Source organism: Shewanella oncorhynchi, from assembly GCF_030848765.1.
Taxonomy (GTDB): domain Bacteria; phylum Pseudomonadota; class Gammaproteobacteria; order Enterobacterales; family Shewanellaceae; genus Shewanella; species Shewanella oncorhynchi.
Window position 1 is genome coordinate 3,684,797 of sequence record NZ_CP132914.1, and the last position, 17,502, is coordinate 3,702,298.

Below are 17,502 nucleotides of genomic sequence, written 5' to 3' on the forward strand. Positions count from 1 at the left end.
TTTTATATCAAAGTGATATTAGCTTTTCAGTACGGCATTAAAGCTGGCGTTAAGAATACCAAGGCCTGCATCAATTTGTGCATCCGGCGCCGTTAATGGCACCAAAATACGCAGCACATTACCGTAAGTACCGCAAGATAATAAAATCAATCCACGGTTACGAGCTTCAGCCAACACTTGCGCGCAATAGTGCGGTGCAGGTTTACCCTCTTCCATCAATTCGATGGCGATCATAGCGCCTAAACCACGCACATCGGCGATTTGCGCATGTTCGACCTGCATTACATTCAGGGCAGACTTAATTCGCTCACCAATGGCATTGGCCCTTTCTAGCAACTTTTCTTCTTCAAACACTTCAATGACAGCAAGCGCAGCAGCGCACGCTAACGGATTACCACCATAAGTACCGCCAAGACCACCAGGACCCACTGCGTCCATGACTTGGGCGCGGCCAGTAATGCCCGAGAGTGGAAAACCACCCGCAATAGATTTGGCAAAGGTCGTGATATCTGCAGCAACCCCCATTTGCTCCATAGCGAAGAAAGTGCCTGTACGGCCCGCGCCTGTTTGCACTTCATCGGCGATCAGCATAATGCCTTCACGGTCGCATAATGCGCGTAAACGTTGCATAAAGGCGGGCGATGCAGCGTAGAAACCGCCCTCGCCCTGCACTGGCTCTAAAATAATGGCGGCGATATCACTCGGCTCGGCATCATTTTTAAAGATACGTTCAATCGAGGCCATAGCATCGTCATCGGACACGCCATGCATTTCGCACGGGAACTCAGCGCGGAACACATTCGCCGACATCAGCCCCATACCTTTACTGTAAGGCGCGACTTTTCCGGTCAATGCCAAAGCCGCAATAGTGCGACCATGGTAGCCCGAGGTAAACGCAATCACACCAGCACGTTTGGTATAGGCACGCGCCACTTTAACTGCGTTTTCAACCGCTTCTGAACCACTAGTGAATAGTGCCGTCTTCTTGGCAAAATCCCCAGGAACCAGTTGATTGAGCTTTTCACATACTTGGATATAGCTCTCGTAGCCGAGCACCATAAAACAGGTATGGGAAAAATTATCCAGCTGAGCCGCAACCGCCGCCTTCACTTTAGGATGAAGGTGACCCGTATTGAGCACGGCAATGCCGCCCGCAAAATCGATAAACTCGCGACCTTCAACATCCCACACAGTCGCATTTTCGGCGCGGGCGGTAAAAATAGGGTGAATTTGCCCGACACCACCCGCAACTGCGGCTTGGCGACGTGCCATCAATGAATCATTGGTTGTTGTCATTTAGTCTTCCTCACTCGCCAAATCGGGCCGTATTAAACGGACATGCAGATGTATTTGATTTCTAGATATTCTTCGATACCGAACTTAGAGCCTTCGCGGCCAAGCCCTGAAGATTTCATCCCGCCAAAAGGTGCGACTTCCGTCGAAATCAAGCCAGTGTTGACCCCAACCATGCCATATTCCAAGGCTTCGGCGACTTTCCACACCAATGAAATATCGCGACCATAGAAATAGGCGGCGAGGCCAAATTCAGTATCATTAGCTTGTTTAATCACATCGTCGACATCGCTGAATTTAAACAGCGGCGCGAGTGGACCAAAGGTTTCTTCGCGGGCAACAAGCATGCTTTTATCGACATTGGTGAGCACGGTTGGCTCGAAGAAATTACCGCCAAGATCATGAACTTTGCCGCCCGCGATCACAGAGGCGCCTTTAGCGATAGCATCGATAAGGTGACTTTGTACTTTCTCGACCGCGGCAGCATTGATCAACGGACCCGTAGTGATGCCCTCGTTGATGCCCTCTCCGACCTTAAGCTTGCCAACAGCAGTGCTAAGTTTTAAGGCAAACTCGTCGTATACACCGTCTTGCACATAAATGCGGTTAGCGCAGACGCAGGTTTGGCCGGCATTACGATATTTAGCTATCATGGCGCCTTCGACAGCGGCATCGATATTGGCATCGTTAAATACGATAAATGGTGCATTGCCGCCAAGCTCTAGCGACAGTTTTTTTAAGGTAGGCGCACATTGCGCCATTAATTTAATACCGATATTGGTTGAGCCAGTGAAAGACAGCTTACGCACTATCGGGTTGCTGCACATTTCATTACCAATCTGCACCGCATCACCCGTTAACACACTAAATACGCCCGCAGGAATACCGGCACGCTTAGCAAGTTCAGCCATCGCTAATGCGGTAAAGGGTGTTTGGTGCGCAGGTTTTACCACCATAGTGCAACCCGCAGCTAACGCTGGAGCGGCTTTGCGGGTGATCATAGCCGCAGGAAAGTTCCACGGCGTAATCGCGGCGGTTACACCGACAGGCTGCTTAATTACTATCAAGCGCTTATCCCCTTGATGCCCAGGAATGGTATCGCCATAAATACGTTTCGCTTCTTCGGCAAACCACTCGATAAACGAAGCGGCATAGGTTACTTCACCTTTCGCTTCTGCCAGCGGTTTACCCTGCTCAGTCGTCATGAGCAATGCTAAGTCATCACTGTTTTCATTGAGTAATTCAAACCAACGCCTTAACTTAGCGCCGCGCTCTTTGGCTGTGAGCGCTCGCCATGCAGGTAAAGCCGCTTCTGCCGCCTTAATCGCCATTTCAGTTTCAACTTGTCCCATATTAGGAACGTAGCCAATCACGGCATTCGTTGCGGGATTAACCACCTTTAGCGTGTCACCAGAAACGGCATCACACCATTGACCATTAATAAAAGACTGTTGACGTAGCAAACTCGGATCATTTAATTGCACAAGGATTTCCTCGTATTATGAAGCTACTTAGCTTCTTAAAAGTGATGATGTTAAAGACCTAGTTTGTCTCTTAACGTGTAATACCAAGCTCCGATAGCACTAAAAGGGACGCGAAGTGCGTGACCGCCGGGGAAAGGATAATGTGGCAATGCAGCAAAGGCATCGAAGCGCGTGGCTTGGCCGTTGAGCATCTCGGCCAGTAACTTGCCCGCCAGATGGGTATAAGTGACACCGTGGCCACTGCAACCCTGTGAATAATAGATGTTCTTACCGATACGACCGACCTGTGGCAGGCGCGATAGCGTCAGGAGGAAGTTACCTGTCCACGCATAATCGATCTTCACATCTTTTAATTGCGGGAAGGTTTTGAGCATATTCGGAATAATGATCGATTTGATATCCGCCGGATCGCGGGCGCCATACACTACGCCTCCACCGTAAATCATTCGCTTGTCGCCAGACAGACGGAAATAATCGAGCAGATAGTTACAATCTTCGACGCAGTAATCCTGTGGTAATAAGCTCGCAGCCAGATCGGCACTCAAAGGCTCTGTGGTAATCACTTGCGTGCCGCAGGGCATAGATTTTGCCTGCAGCTCTGGCATTAATTTACCCAGATAGGCGTTACCCGCCACGACCACAAACTTGGTTTTTACACTGCCCTGCGCCGTATGCACAACTGGGCTATCGCCTTCATCGACACTCAGCACTGCTGAGTCTTCAAAAATTTTACCGCCGAGGGATTCAACCGCGCGCGCTTCGCCTAGGGCTAAATTAAGCGGGTGAATATGGCCACCGCTTTTATCGAGTAGACCACCGACATAACGCTCAGTATTTACCACACCGCGAATACCTTTAGCATCGAGAAGTTCGAGCTGATTAACATGGCCGTGGCTTTCCCACAGTTGTTTTTGATGGCGTAGATGGCCCATTTGCTTTTCGTTCATCGCGGCAAACACGCCACCCTCTTTTAGATCGCATTGAATATTATACTTAGCAATACGATCACGGATGATTTGCCCGCCCTCAAAGGCCATTTGACCAAAGAGTTTACCTTGTTCTTTACCGACTGTTTTTTCAATAGTATCAATATCACGGCTATAACTATTAACGATTTGTCCGCCATTACGGCCCGAGGCGCCCCAGCCAATGCGAGCGGCTTCTAACACCACCACACTCATGCCAGATTCTAATAAATGCAGCGCGGCAGAAAGGCCTGTATAACCTGCGCCAATCACACAAACATCGGCTTCAATCGATTCCTGTAGACGCGGACGTTCAACCTTATCGTTGGCCGATGCCGCATAATATGATCCAGCGTGAGCTATGGCAGACATGTTGTTCCCTTGAATTCTAATGTTCATTATTTTAAACAGCCATCACATCCTACACCTTCATAAAACGAAACACTAGCCAGAAAAGCGCAATAATTTACATTTTGTTTGATATATCAAACACGAGATTATTTTTAGCTCAGTGATTCAATTCTGGTGATCTTGAGTAACAGGACTAGCCTGCAAAGCAAAGCGGGTGATGGGAGCGGTGACAAATATCAAGGATGGCTTTGGCAATACCAAAGCCATCCCAAAATTAAGCTAACTAGTTCATTGGTGTACGGTCGCGTTTCTCTGCCCGTCTTGCCATATACCAAGAAAGGAAAGCGATGAGTGAAACACACAGTATGATCAGCGTCGCTAAGGCATTGATCTTAGGGGAAACCCCTAAACGTACCGAAGAGAACACCACCATAGGCAAGGTCGTTGCACCAGGGCCTGAGGCAAAGCTTGCGATCACTAAATCGTCTAAGGACAAACTGAATGACAACAACCAACCCGCCACCAGCGCCGGCGAAATCATAGGCACAGTGATCAAGAAGAAAGTCTTGAGCGGTGTTGCCCCTAAGTCCATTGCCGCCTCTTCGATTGACATATCAAGCTCGCGCAATCTTGAAGACACCACCACAGCCACATAGGCAGCACAAAATGTTGAGTGTGCAATCCACACTGTCATCATGCCACGCTCTCTGGGCCAGCCCAACAAATCTGCCATGTGCACAAACAGTAAAAGCAAAGACAGACCAGTGATCACTTCAGGCATTACCAGCGGTGCAGTAATCATGTTCGACAGGGTCAGTTTTGCCCATGAACGCTTAAAGCGTGTCATCACAAAGGCTGCCATAGTACCGATAATGACCGCCATAGTTGAGCTATAAAACGCTATCCGCAGGCTGGTCCATACAGCATCTAAAATCTGTTGGTCTTGAAATAACTCGCCATACCATTTAGGTGAAAATCCGCCCCATACCGTCACTAATTTAGAGTCGTTAAAGGAATAAATCACCAGCACTAACATAGGTGCATACAAGAAAAACAAGCCAAACCAGAGCATCACTGAAGAAAAGCTTAATTTTTTCATAGGTCTTTCTCCAAACTACGCGCCTGATAGCGATGGAATAAAGTAATCGGAATAATCAATAGACCCAACATCACAATCGCCAGTGACGAAGCCACAGGCCAGTCGCGGTTATTGAAAAACTCTTGCCATAACACTCGACCTATCATCAAGGAATCGGGACCACCGAGTAGCTCAGGGATCACAAACTCACCCACGGCAGGAATAAACACCAACATAGAACCAGCAATCACACCACTTTTTGACAGCGGGAAGGTGATTTTCCAGAAGGTATTCAAACGGCTCGAACCTAAGTCAGACGCAGCTTCAATCAAACTCATATCAAGTTTCACTAAGGTGGCGTACAAGGGCAGAATCATAAAGGGTAAATACGCATAGATAATGCCGATATACACGGCAATATTGGTATTGAGGATCTGTAACGGCTCAGAAATAATCCCCAACCACATCAGTGAATTGTTGATGATCCCTGTGTTACTTAAGATCCCCATCCAAGCGTAAACACGGATTAAAAATGAGGTCCAAGAAGGCAACATAACTAACAGCAGCAGCACGGTTTGCAACCGCGCAGGGGCACGGGCAATGGCATAGGCCATTGGGTAGCCAATAATCAAGCAGCCCAAGGTCGAAATTAACGCCATTTTCAATGAGCTGAGATAAGCCATGTAATATAGCGAATCATCGAGCAACATCAAATAGTTACCCAAATGCAGGAAGATATTTAATACATCGTCAGCATATTGGAATGTTGCTTCATAGGGCGGAATAGCAATCGCCGCCGTCGAAAAACTCAGTTTAAGGACAATCGCAAACGGTAGGGCAAAAAACAGCAGCAGCCAAGCGTAGGGAATACCTATGGTCCAGAAGCGGCCCTTAAGCCACTTTAATTTAATGGGTTTCTTCATGATCTCAACACCACGCCACTGGTGTCCTCCCAACTAATGAACACTTCGTCATCCCATGTGGCATGATCAGCTCGGCGTTCACGATTAGTCATACTGCACTGTACGATTTGACCATTCTCTAAACGAATGTAATAGACTGAAATACCGCCTAAATACGCGATATCATGCACGATTCCTTTCGCCCAGTTGTACTGACCTTCAGGCTGCTCACGGCTAATAATGGTCTTTTCAGGACGCACTGCTAACCAAACATTCTTATCTTCAACGTTAGTCGTGACGCCATAACCGACATAGAAAGGTTGAGCCAAATCATTAGATTTAATGATCAGATGGTCGACTTCATCTACTTCAATCGCGCCACCAAACAAATTCACAGTACCGATAAACTCGGCAATCATGCGGCTGTTAGGGCTTTCGTAAATATCCATTGGCGAGCCAGTTTGAGCAATCCAGCCATCACTCATGATCGAAATTCGACCTGCCATTGTCATGGCTTCTTCCTGATCGTGGGTCACCATCACGCAGGTCACGCCGACACGCTCAAGGATTTCAACCACTTCTAGCTGCATTTGGGTACGTAGTTTTTTATCCAATGCGCCCATAGGCTCATCGAGCAGTAATAATTTAGGCCGTTTCGCCAGTGAACGGGCCAGTGCAACACGCTGGCGCTGACCACCGGATAACTGATGCGGTTTACGCTTACCGTATTGCTCCATATGCACGAGTTTCAGCATATCTTGCACACGCTGTTCAATTTCGGCTTTAGGCAGCTTGTCTTGCTTCAAACCAAATGCAATGTTTTGTGCCACTGTCATGTGGGGAAACAAAGCATAGGATTGAAACATCATATTGATGGGACGTTCGTATGGCGGTAAATCGGTGATATCTTCCCCATCAAGGAAAATACGGCCAGAGGTGGGCTTTTCAAAACCCGCCAACATACGTAATAGTGTTGACTTACCCGAGCCAGAGCCGCCAAGTAAGGCAAAAATTTCGCCTTTATTGATAGTTAATGACACATCGTCGACAGCCCGCACGTCATCGAATAATTTGCTTACCCGCTCAATCTTGAGCAGTACTTTTTCTTGCGTCTTTGTTGTCGGTTTATTGGTGACGCTCGAGGTGATTGCCATAGTACTTCTCCACCCGAAAATGAGGCGTAGATACGCTCAAACTCTAGGTTCAACACGATTAATGAATGAAAAGTGGTTAAACAAACTGTGTCAAATCCTATACGTGGATTAACTATGCATAGGATTGGACATAGAAGTTTGCCAAGCTGGGGGCAAGCTAGGCTTGCCCCCTATCGACTATTGTCCTGACTTCACTTTGGTCCAAACACGGGTTAATACGCGCTGAATTTTCAAAGGACGAATTTCACCGATATAAAGTTTGTCTAACACTTCTTGTGGTGGATAGATCGCAGGATCGGTACGGATAGCCTCATCAACCAGAGGTTGAGCGGGATCGTTCGGGTTAGCATAGGCCACATAGTTAGAGATAGGCGCTATGACTTCTGGACGTAGAAAATAGTTAATCAGCGTGAGTGCATTATCGACGTTCGTTGAATCAGCAGGGATAGCTAACATATCGAACCACAGATTGGCACCTTCTTTTGGAATGGAGTAGCCAATCTTATTGCCATTTTTTGCTTCTTCAGCACGGGCCTTCGCCTGGAATACGTCACCGGAGAAACCGTAAGCGACACAGATGTCACCGTTCGCTAAGTCAGAAATATAACGTGAAGAATGGAAATACGTCACATAAGGACGAATTTTTTCCAGTAACTCACCCGCTTTTTCATAGTCTTCAGCCTTAGTGCTGTTAGGATCTAAGCCTAAATAAATCATCGCCTGTGGCACCATATCGTCGGCAGAGTCCAACATAGCAAAGCCACACTTAGAAATTTTTTCAGCGTATTTAGGATTGAAGATCAGTTCCATTGAGTTAAATGGCGCATCCTCCCCCACAGCGGCTTTCACTTTATCTATGTTGTAACCAATGCCATTGGTTCCCCATAAATAAGGCACGGCATATTGGTTACCCGGATCGGCTTTTTCAAGCAACTTCATCAGGGCTGGATTTAAATTTTTAAAATTAGGTAACTTAGCACGGTCTAAAGGTTTGAAAGCACCCGCTTTGATTTGCTTAGCGAGAAAGTGGTTAGAAGGTACAACGATATCGTAGCCACTACGACCAGACAGTAATTTAGCCTCAAGCACTTCGTTACTATCAAATACATCGTAAATTACCCTAATGCTCGTTTCTTTCTTGAAGTTTTCTAAGGTATCTTCCGCGATATAATCTGACCAGTTATACACGCGAACCACTTCTTCCGCTTGGGCCACTGCGCTCGCAAATACGCTCGCAGTCACCAGCGCTAATGTGGTCATCTTATTAAATAGCTTCATGCTTTCTCCTTTCTCGGGTAGCAGAACTGCTTAAGCAAATTCTGACATTGTGTCACCGGGCTGCCCGGATATTGTTGTTATTTTCGACCAATGCTACACCTTAAAAACCGCATCGGCAGTCTCTACGACATGATAACCATGCCTACTTTATATCTTGCTGCAATTTGTTAAGTATCAGGTTTCGTGCCAAATTTTCGAGGCATCGGTATTGCATTAACACTCAAAAAAATAGACTAGATATGACACTGCTTGTACATTTTGCAACATTAAGGCAAATGCCTCAAGTCCCTAAGCAATCGCAAAAAACACTTAGATAAACACATTTTAAATATGACTAACAATTAGTTAGTAACGCTAGTAAGCGAACAACTTAAAATTGTTAATCCTATTTTACTTCCCTAGCAGACAAGCGATGGAATTGAATATTCACTTTAACGGACAAGCCATTAAAAACCATCATATTATTTAACAAGCGAGTTGCACCAGTTAAGTGCAACCTCACTAAAACAGTGCACACATCAGTATCGTTATGGCCAACGTTAACCCCTTATTCCTTGGGTTAACGCGGCAACACGGTCAGTGCAATCAATCCAAAACATTACACAGTGAGTAATAGGAATTCACGTTCCCATGAGCTGACAACACGGCGGAAGTTTTCAAGTTCAGCCTGTTTTACCGCAACAAATCCAGTGGTGAAGGATTCGCCTAAATATTGCTTACAGGCATCACTTTCTTCCATCGCCGCTAATGCTTCCTCTAATGTAAGCGGTAAACAATGGGTATTATTGCTACGGCTTTCATTGGCTTTACCTTGCACAGGAGTCGAAGGTTTTAGCGACTCAACCATGCCGATATAGCCACACAACAAGCTCGCGGCAATCGCCAAATAACAGTTAGCATCGGCGCCGGGAATGCGGTTCTCAATGCGACGGTTTTGTGGTGAAGATTCTGGAATGCGTAAACCACAGGTACGGTTTTCATCGCCCCATTCTAAGTTTACAGGTGCCGAAGTGCCGGGGAGGAAACGACGAAATGAGTTCGCATTTGGCGCCATCAGTGGCAGCAACTCAGGAATGAATTTTTGTAGACCTGCAATATATCCCAAGAATAGCTTGCTCTTAGTCCCATCTTCATTGGTGAAAATATTCTTGCCCGTCTCTTTATTGATCACGCTTTGATGAATATGCATCGCACTGCCAGGTTCATCCGTCACAGGTTTTGCCATAAAAGTGGCACACACATCGTGCTTCAGCGCGGCTTCCCGTAAAGTGCGTTTAAAGATAAACACTTGATCAGCTAAAGATAATGCATTGCCATGGCTGAAGTTAATCTCCATCTGTGCGGGACCATCTTCATGGATTAAAGTATCGATATCTAAACCTTGAAGCTCACACCAATCATACATGTCTTCAAACATAGGATCGTATTCGTTGGCAGCATCAATAGAGAATGACTGGCGACCCGCTTCGGGGCGGCCTGAACGACCAATTGGAGGCTTTAGGGGTAAATCGTGGTCGTCACTACGACGAGTCAAATAGAACTCCATTTCGGGAGCGATAACAGGTTCCCAGCCCTGTTCGTCATAGAGAGACAAGACTTTTTTCAATACGTTACGTGGTGACAGCTCAATAGGATTACCCATTCTGTCGTAGCAATCGTGGATAACCTGTGCCGTGGCTTCGATGGTCCAAGGCAACATAAAAACGGCATTTTCATCGGGTACACAAACAAAATCGATGTCGGCTGCATCGAGCAAACTGTAGTAAATCTCTTCGTCGACAAAATCACCGGTCACAGTTTGCAACAACACACTTTCGGGCAAACGCATGCCTTTTTCATCGAGAAACTTATCGACTGGAGCAATCTTGCCGCGGGCGATGCCAGTCATGTCACTGATAACACATTCGACTTCTGTGATTTTTCGTTCTTTTAAAAAAGCGATTAGCTTATTCATTATTATTTCACTCGAGTTGTAGCCCTACGTCGGCATGCATCACCGAAGGCATTGAAAATGGAGAGGTAAAACGGATTCTCGCTCACCTTCCACTCTGGATGCCATTGCACACCGAGGGCAAATTCTTTAGTACCAATTACGGAGAAAGCCTCCACTAACCCATCTGGAGCATAAGCTTCTGGCCGCAACCCAACACCCAGGCGCTCCACGCCTTGAGTATGTACAGAGTTAATCTCTGCAGAGTTACGGCCCCAGGCCTCGTAAATAAGCCCCCCGGGCTCAACAGTAATACTGTGAGAAGCCCCATACTGCACATCTAAGGATGCGGTTTTATCTTCTCGATGTTCAATAAAGCCACCCACCTCATGGAGCTTCTGATGCAAACTGCCACCAAAAGCCACATTCATTTCTTGAAAACCGCGACAAATACCTAATACAGGTACCCCAGCAGCAATAGCAGCGTGGATCAGCGGCAAAGTTGTCGCGTCACGTTTAGGATCATGGTGTGTACCAAGCTCACTCGGCTGGCCTGCATAAAGATGGGGTTCTACATTAGAAGGAGAGCCAGTAAACAAAATACCGTCAAGACGCTCTAAAATAGCGTCTATCGGTAAATCGCCACCTAAAGATGGGATCACTAACGGCCAGCCTTTAGCGCCATTAACTACGCCTAAAAGGTATTTTTCACCAACAATATTAAAGGAGTGTGATCCCAATTGTTGATTGCATGCAATAACACCTATGAGGGGTAAATCGGCTGACATATCTCACCTTTAGAATTGATTTTACTAGCATAACGAACACTTTGCCTTTAAATGTTCATTTTTTCACACAGTACACCGAAATTTAGCACTAGGCAAGAGGTTAAACACTTGTTAAAGGTTATTTAATCCACTTATTCTTAATAAGCATAAATAACATGTAGTTAAATGTATATTTACCCCATTTATCGCTAATTCATGTATATAAACCGGCAGTTACACCAGCATAAAACTCACTTGTACCGAGTAAATTAAACCGTATTCGAAGCAAATTTGAACCAATATTATTTACACAAAGAAGAGGATACATAACCAATATGACAGGGTTAAAAAGTAGGTAATACCAATCGTATTAAATATCTGTTCATTCAGCGGGAGTTCAACGCGCTTTAGACAAGGCGAAGGCTTGAAGGCATAGTGGTGCTCTGTCGAAAACCTTGAACGTAGTATAAAGCGCGTTGCCATGTAGTGAACATCAGCCGCCCTTCGGGAGCCTCACAGGCATACCACTCCGGTGTTGCATTGACTTAAAAGGGAATGACCATTTCTGCGTCAATGCGCCTTGGATTGAAATGCCTGTGAGGCTCTGAACTGATTAGATATTTAATGTGATTGGTATAAATCCGCAGGAATGTTGAATAACAGTATTACGCCACTCACTTTTAGCGAATAAGTGGCCTAATATGTTGAATAATATGGTAAGTTAATGACTTAATTAGAAGTTTGCAGGCGTAGTCGCACTCACTAGGCGACAAGGTTCATCGAAGGGATTGCGGAATCTATGGGGCAATTCACTGTTAAAATAATAACTGTCACCCGCTTCCAAAATATACACTTCATCCCCAACAGTGAGTTCGAATTTACCTTCTATCACCATAGCGGCCTCTTCACCTTCGTGCTTTAGCATCTCTTCACCCGTATCTGAACCGGGTGGATAAATCTCATTCATCACTGACATTGCGCGGTTCGGGTAATCACGGCCAATCAGTTTGAATTCAAGTGGCCCAGTACCGATATTCAGTAATTCATTGGATCGATAGACGACCTTTTGCTCACTATCCGTTGAGGCTTCAATGGAGAAAAAGTCCACTAAAGACATCGGGATACCCGACAGCACTTTTTTTAAAGAGCTGACTGACGGGCTAACACTGTTTTTCTCGATCATTGAAATCGTACTGTTAGTCACACCAGCACGTTTGGCTAATTCTCGTTGAGATAAGCCTTTCATTTTTCGAACAGTTTTGAGGCTGGCTCCAATATCCAAATTTCACATCCCCCTAAAGGCTCGGGTCAATCCCGATAGATGACGAACAGGTTGTTCAGGATAAACACCATCCAGAACGCATTTTCGCCCAAAAAGCGCGTGTTTTACTGCTTTCATTGTATTCTACATAAAAAGCGTGTTAAATAAAACGAACACTTTTTTGCGTCATGTTAAAAGTGTGATGAGTATACTGAGACAAGTCCAATTTACAATAAAAACAATTTTTGGGAGCCATAATGGCAAGCAAACCTCCAGTGCACAGTGAACAGTATCCACACTCTTATTATGTTGATACTGCAAAAGAAATTTACGCTCACCCACAACTCGAAGGCAATATCAGTGTCGATGTCTGCATAGTGGGCGGCGGTTTTAGCGGTATCAATACCGCCATAGAACTCACGCAGCGCGGTATGAGTGTTGTGCTGTTAGAAGCGAGGCGAATTGGCTGGGGCGCATCGGGGCGTAATGGCGGAGAACTCATTCGCGGCATAGGCCATGACCCTTCGCAATTTCAAAGTGAAATCGGCACTGAAGGTGTTCAAGCAATTCAACAGATGGGCTTTGAAGCCGTCGAAATTGTGCGAAATCGCATACAAGAACACAGTATCGACTGTGATCTGCAAATGGGTTACTGCGACTTAGCGGTTAAACCTCGTCACATGGATGAGCTTGAAGAAGAATTTAGCGCACTCAAGGCCATGGGTTATCAGCAAGAAATCAAGCTGTTAACTAAGCCACAATTAGGTGAAGTCATAGGCTCAGATTTTTATCAAGGCGCGCTAGTTGATATGGGTAGCGGTCATCTACACCCACTTAATCTTGCCCTGGGTGAGGCACGCGTCGCCCGCAATCTCGGTGCTAGGTTGTTTGAGTACAGCGCTGCTGAAAAAATCATTCAAGGCGCCAAACCTAAGGTCATTACCGCTAAGGGCGAAGTCACATGCCAATACTTAGTGCTGGCGGGCAATGCCTATATCGGCCACAAACTTAATAGCTTTGTAGGGGGGAAAGTATTACCTGCAGGCAGTTATTTATTGGCAACAGAGCCCTTAACTGAGGCCCAATGCGCGAGTATTATCCCGCAAAACATGGCCTTCGCGGATATGCGAATTGCCTTAGATTACTTTCACTTATCCGCAGATCGTCGTTTGCTGTTTGGTGGCCTTTGTACCTATTCGGGTAAAGATCCCAAGGATATTGAAGCGGCACTGAGACCGAATCTTGAGAAGGTGTTCCCGCAGTTAAAAGGCGTGCGTATCGATTATGAATGGGGCGGTATGATAGGTATCGGTGCTAACCGTATGCCACAAATTGGTCGCCTTCCCGATGCAAATAATATTTTTTACGCCCAAGCCTATGCGGGACACGGCGTGAATGCCACTCACATGGCGGCAAAACTGCTTGCCGAGGCTATTTGCCAACAGGCGGGACATTTCGATGTGTTCGCTAAAATCAAACACATCACCTTCCCCGGCGGCCCAACATTCCGCTCACCTATACTCGCTGCAGGCATGCTGTATCACAGATTTAAGGACTTGTTTTAAGTCGCTTGTTACGCCTTGCCCACAGGATAAAAGGGATAGACCCAAGATAATGCACGACTAAAGCCACCAAGACGCCAAAGCCAATACCACTAGAAGTTAAAGGTATCCCTGGCTTAAAGTTACTGATGGTTTTCTCAAGATAATCAAAGCGAACAGGGTTAAACATATAGGCAGTTTTCTCAAACAAATTGCCCGTATTAAAGATCGCCACGCCCTGTGTTAACGCTTTATAAAGCGCCAGTGTCTGTACCTTTTGCTCAGCGTCGGCACGCACACTTGGCTCCTCATTTTGCTGATGGCGGGCAATCATGGCATCAACATCGGCGTAATGATATTCCTTAGCCGTTGCCTCGTAACCTTCCACCTGCCATCGAGTCGATTCATAAAGGCCTGATAAAAATTGCTGATAATGATCAGCCAGTTGTGGTAACTGTAAGGCAATCACTAAAATAAATCCAAATACCAACTTATCGATCAATCTCGCTATCAAAGGTTTCTCCTTGGCATTTCGCCAAACGACGTAAAAGTCACATGATGTTCAACAAAAACCACGCTAACTTAATTAATCTACAGCACTAATTTCAATGGTGATACTCAATTAACACTCTATCGGCAGATCGTTACGGCTGCCCCAATCCGCCCATGAACCGTCATAGAGGATAGGATTTTTATGCCCCGCGGCGACCGAAGCTAAGATCAAAATACACGCCGTAATCCCAGAACCACAGCTGAATATCCTTGCGGATTTATCCGCTGCTAGCCCTTGATAAATAGCCTGTAGCTCACTGGTCGTTTTGATTTTATTGCCATCGAGCACTTGAGCGAAGGGTAAGTTAACAGAACGAGGAATATGCCCTGAGCGCACACCGGGGCGCGGCTCACTCACTTGCCCTAAAAAGCGTGGCGCACCACGGGCATCGACAATCGCCGTTTCGGCATCTTCAATTCTTGATAGGACAGCTTGCGCATCCATCACAAGCTCAGGGTGGTATTGCAGCACATCCGCCAAAGTATCGATATCCGTCGGGCCATAATCGACGCCTTCGGCTTGATAACGCGATGAGGTAATGCGGTCTTCTTCTATCCATTGAGGCAAGCCACCATCAAGCACATAGACTCGACTAAAGCCCATAACTTTAAAGGTCCACCACGCCCGTGGAGATGAATAAATGCCTTGGTTATCATAGATAACGATAACACTGTCGGCTTCAATTCCAAGTTGGGCTATCCCTTGGCTAAATTGCTCAAACGTCGGCAAGGCATGGATTTGAGTTGAAGTTTTATCGCAAAACACATTTTCCAAGTCGAATCGACGTGAGCGCGGAATGCAAATAGGCTCATCGTAAACTAGGGGTTCTTTACCAATAACGGTTTCCATACTGGCATCGAGCAAGACTAAATGAGGATCGGTGAGATGTGCTTCGAGCCACTGCGTACTAACAAGTGGGTATTCCATAGCGGGTCCTTTTACTGTTATCCAAGTCTGCCGCTAGTCTCTCACCAAATACCGTAAAGCCCAAATATCGGCTTAACAAATTGCCTGTTTTGATATTTCTTTAAAAGCGTGGACTCGGTTTTATGCGCTCAATTATTAGTGCATTCAATCATTAGATTGCGGCGAAGCCGCGTTTTGAAGAGAGTGCTTTCAAACTGCTCATTTTAATGATGCTGCTTTCAAAACGATCCTGTCGATATGGCCGTGTTCGAGATAGCCGTTTTCGCAAAAGTCCGTTTCGAGACAACTGTTTTCAAAATAGCCGCTATTTAATGACTTCAATTTTCACGTCAATCAAGCCAGAAGAAGTGTTGCCTATGCTACTGAACGCCGATTTAGACAGATCAATAATGCGGCCACGCACGAAAGGCCCTCTATCATTGATTTTTACAATCACACTTTTGCCATTATCGACATTGGTGACCTTAACACTCGAGCCAAAGGGTAACTTTTTATGCGCTGCTGTCTTTAATTTATGTTTGTAAAGTTCACCGCTGGCCGTCTGCTTATTCTGATGTTTATCCCCATAAAATGAAGCCTGACCAGCTTCCGTGAATCCCACCCAGTTTCCATTCTCACCCGTCTGCATTGAAGAACAGCCGGCCAAAAAGCTTAGCAATGCCAGTACAAATAGTTTGACGACATTGAACTGCCTAATTGGGTTTTGAAGTGTATTCACATGACACCCTCTCTAATGAGTGAACGCTTTGCTGACGAGCGAAAGGCTCAACAAAAGTCTCGGGGAAAATAACCAACAACCTTAGATGGCAAAGCTCTAAGCTTGCATTCTAAAAGATCAAAATAAGAAACAATAAATTTCCACGAGGCTACAGCAGTTGCACGCTAAAATCACGTATTTACAGGTGAATGCTCTTACGTTGAGATAAAATATGCAGTCATAACGAGGCTTTGTTTCCTAATTTAGATCGGTAAACAAAGCCCTAACGAGTTAACACTTCATGGATAATCTCAAATTTGGGTTCTTTACCACTTGGCCATGTAGGTTTCTTTATGGGGTTTTCAAAGGTGGTCAGCCAAATATCAAGATCACTGGAACCAGACAAACAACCCATAAACGCAAAATACATTCCACTATTTATCATGTGACGGGCAAACTGAATAGCATCTTCAAGAGTGCCCTCTTCCCAGTTATGTGTGAACGTTTCATCATCTCATACCCATTTAATGGGGACTCCACTTTCATCACAAGCGAAGAACCTTACATTTCGATAACCTTTACTTGCTGTTTTTAGAGAATTTATAAAACTTTCTCTGGTGTTATCGAATCTTTTTTTAAACTCTTCAATATCTAGATCTTTGCTAATAAAGTTCTTCATACTTGCCCTAGAGGTAAATACTACCAACGGTATGACATAACCACACACAAAAAATTCTATCCAATGAGCCCAGTGACTGATGTCGTTTAGCTCTGTTAGAAGCTAATTATGCCAAAGATTGGTATTCATTGCTGCCATTATGAAACAACCTAATTTCGATACTTTTTATTTCTTTTTTAGAGGAAATCAATTGCTCCACCAACCAAATATAACCGATTTCATATAGCTTTTTTTGTAGGGAGAACAAATCATCTTCTGGCATATTGTCTATATCAACATTCAATAATTGATACCAATTAAAGGCTTTAAATTCTGAAACATCCTCAAACTCACATACTGCGGTTAAAAGCCATGCGCCATTCATCATAGAGGCTATATCGACAAAAAAATCGCAATATGCCTCACCTTGATTTTTACAAAAAGTCGCATATTCCCTAACAAGTTCCATAAAATCGGATTTGTAACTATCTAGAGCTTTACTGACGATTGCCCCAAACTCTTCTACATTGTGCATACTTGCCTTCTTATTCAATGCTCTAAGCACCCTATAATATCACAAATAACTTACAACACTTTTCACTCTATGACTAAATTCATTAATGGTAATGTTTGAAAGCCACAAATTTATAAGCGATAACTTAC

Annotated in this window: 15 protein-coding genes; 1 reads left to right on the forward strand and 14 read right to left on the reverse strand. The window is 45.2% G+C overall.

Annotated features, from left to right (window positions below; all coding sequences use genetic code 11):
• Nucleotides 1-18: 18 nt before the first annotated feature.
• The 10 genes from gabT to RA178_RS16505 form a co-directional block, all read right to left on the reverse strand.
• Nucleotides 19-1,296 carry a 4-aminobutyrate--2-oxoglutarate transaminase gene (gabT, locus tag RA178_RS16460; RefSeq protein ID WP_306682865.1) on the reverse strand — a complete coding sequence of 426 codons (1,278 nt, stop codon included), beginning with the start codon at nucleotides 1,294-1,296 and terminating at the stop codon, nucleotides 19-21.
• A gap of 32 nt (nucleotides 1,297-1,328) precedes the next feature.
• Nucleotides 1,329-2,777 carry an NADP-dependent succinate-semialdehyde dehydrogenase gene (gene gabD, locus RA178_RS16465; RefSeq protein WP_263165588.1) on the reverse strand — a complete coding sequence of 483 codons (1,449 nt, stop codon included), beginning with the start codon at nucleotides 2,775-2,777 and terminating at the stop codon, nucleotides 1,329-1,331.
• 50 nt (nucleotides 2,778-2,827) lie between these two features.
• Nucleotides 2,828-4,114 (reverse strand): NAD(P)/FAD-dependent oxidoreductase, encoded by a 1,287-nt coding sequence (locus tag RA178_RS16470; RefSeq protein WP_306682867.1) that lies wholly within the window; start codon nucleotides 4,112-4,114, stop codon nucleotides 2,828-2,830.
• 262 nt (nucleotides 4,115-4,376) lie between these two features.
• A complete protein-coding gene (locus RA178_RS16475) occupies nucleotides 4,377-5,192 on the reverse strand; it encodes an ABC transporter permease subunit (RefSeq protein ID WP_105249905.1) in 816 nt (271 codons plus the stop codon).
• A complete protein-coding gene (locus RA178_RS16480; protein ID WP_028760880.1) occupies nucleotides 5,189-6,094 on the reverse strand; it encodes an ABC transporter permease subunit in 906 nt (301 codons plus the stop codon). The genes RA178_RS16475 and RA178_RS16480 overlap by 4 nt, the downstream gene beginning before the upstream one ends.
• On the reverse strand, nucleotides 6,091-7,227 hold the full coding sequence (gene potA, locus RA178_RS16485) for a polyamine ABC transporter ATP-binding protein (RefSeq protein WP_028760881.1): 1,137 nt from the start codon (nucleotides 7,225-7,227) through the stop codon (nucleotides 6,091-6,093). The genes RA178_RS16480 and potA overlap by 4 nt, the downstream gene beginning before the upstream one ends.
• A 177-nt stretch (nucleotides 7,228-7,404) precedes the next feature.
• A complete protein-coding gene (locus tag RA178_RS16490; protein WP_028760882.1) occupies nucleotides 7,405-8,505 on the reverse strand; it encodes a polyamine ABC transporter substrate-binding protein in 1,101 nt (366 codons plus the stop codon).
• Between the two features lie 598 nt (nucleotides 8,506-9,103).
• Nucleotides 9,104-10,459, reverse strand: a complete 1,356-nt coding sequence (locus RA178_RS16495) for a glutamine synthetase family protein (RefSeq protein ID WP_028760883.1) — start codon at nucleotides 10,457-10,459, stop codon at nucleotides 9,104-9,106.
• A 2-nt stretch (nucleotides 10,460-10,461) separates the two neighbouring features.
• A complete protein-coding gene (locus tag RA178_RS16500) occupies nucleotides 10,462-11,223 on the reverse strand; it encodes a gamma-glutamyl-gamma-aminobutyrate hydrolase family protein (protein WP_306682870.1) in 762 nt (253 codons plus the stop codon).
• Between the two features lie 712 nt (nucleotides 11,224-11,935).
• Nucleotides 11,936-12,484, reverse strand: coding sequence for a cupin domain-containing protein (locus RA178_RS16505; RefSeq protein ID WP_028760885.1), 549 nt, complete (start codon nucleotides 12,482-12,484; stop codon nucleotides 11,936-11,938).
• A gap of 236 nt (nucleotides 12,485-12,720) precedes the next feature.
• Between RA178_RS16505 and RA178_RS16510 the strand changes: the two genes are divergently transcribed.
• Nucleotides 12,721-14,028, forward strand: coding sequence for an NAD(P)/FAD-dependent oxidoreductase (locus RA178_RS16510; RefSeq protein WP_306682873.1), 1,308 nt, complete (start codon nucleotides 12,721-12,723; stop codon nucleotides 14,026-14,028).
• Here the strand turns inward: RA178_RS16510 and RA178_RS16515 are convergent.
• The 4 genes from RA178_RS16515 to RA178_RS16530 form a co-directional block, all read right to left on the reverse strand.
• Complete coding sequence (locus RA178_RS16515) at nucleotides 14,012-14,518, reverse strand: DUF2937 family protein (protein ID WP_028760887.1); 507 nt, start codon at nucleotides 14,516-14,518, stop codon at nucleotides 14,012-14,014. The genes RA178_RS16510 and RA178_RS16515 overlap by 17 nt on opposite strands.
• Before the next feature lie 108 nt (nucleotides 14,519-14,626).
• Nucleotides 14,627-15,484: a sulfurtransferase gene (locus RA178_RS16520; RefSeq protein ID WP_306682874.1), complete on the reverse strand. Its 858-nt coding sequence runs from the start codon at nucleotides 15,482-15,484 to the stop codon at nucleotides 14,627-14,629.
• Between the two features lie 304 nt (nucleotides 15,485-15,788).
• Nucleotides 15,789-16,202 (reverse strand): septal ring lytic transglycosylase RlpA family protein, encoded by a 414-nt coding sequence (locus tag RA178_RS16525; RefSeq protein WP_263200170.1) that lies wholly within the window; start codon nucleotides 16,200-16,202, stop codon nucleotides 15,789-15,791.
• 764 nt (nucleotides 16,203-16,966) lie between these two features.
• Complete coding sequence (locus RA178_RS16530) at nucleotides 16,967-17,374, reverse strand: hypothetical protein (protein ID WP_306682875.1); 408 nt, start codon at nucleotides 17,372-17,374, stop codon at nucleotides 16,967-16,969.
• Nucleotides 17,375-17,502: the final 128 nt, after the last annotated feature.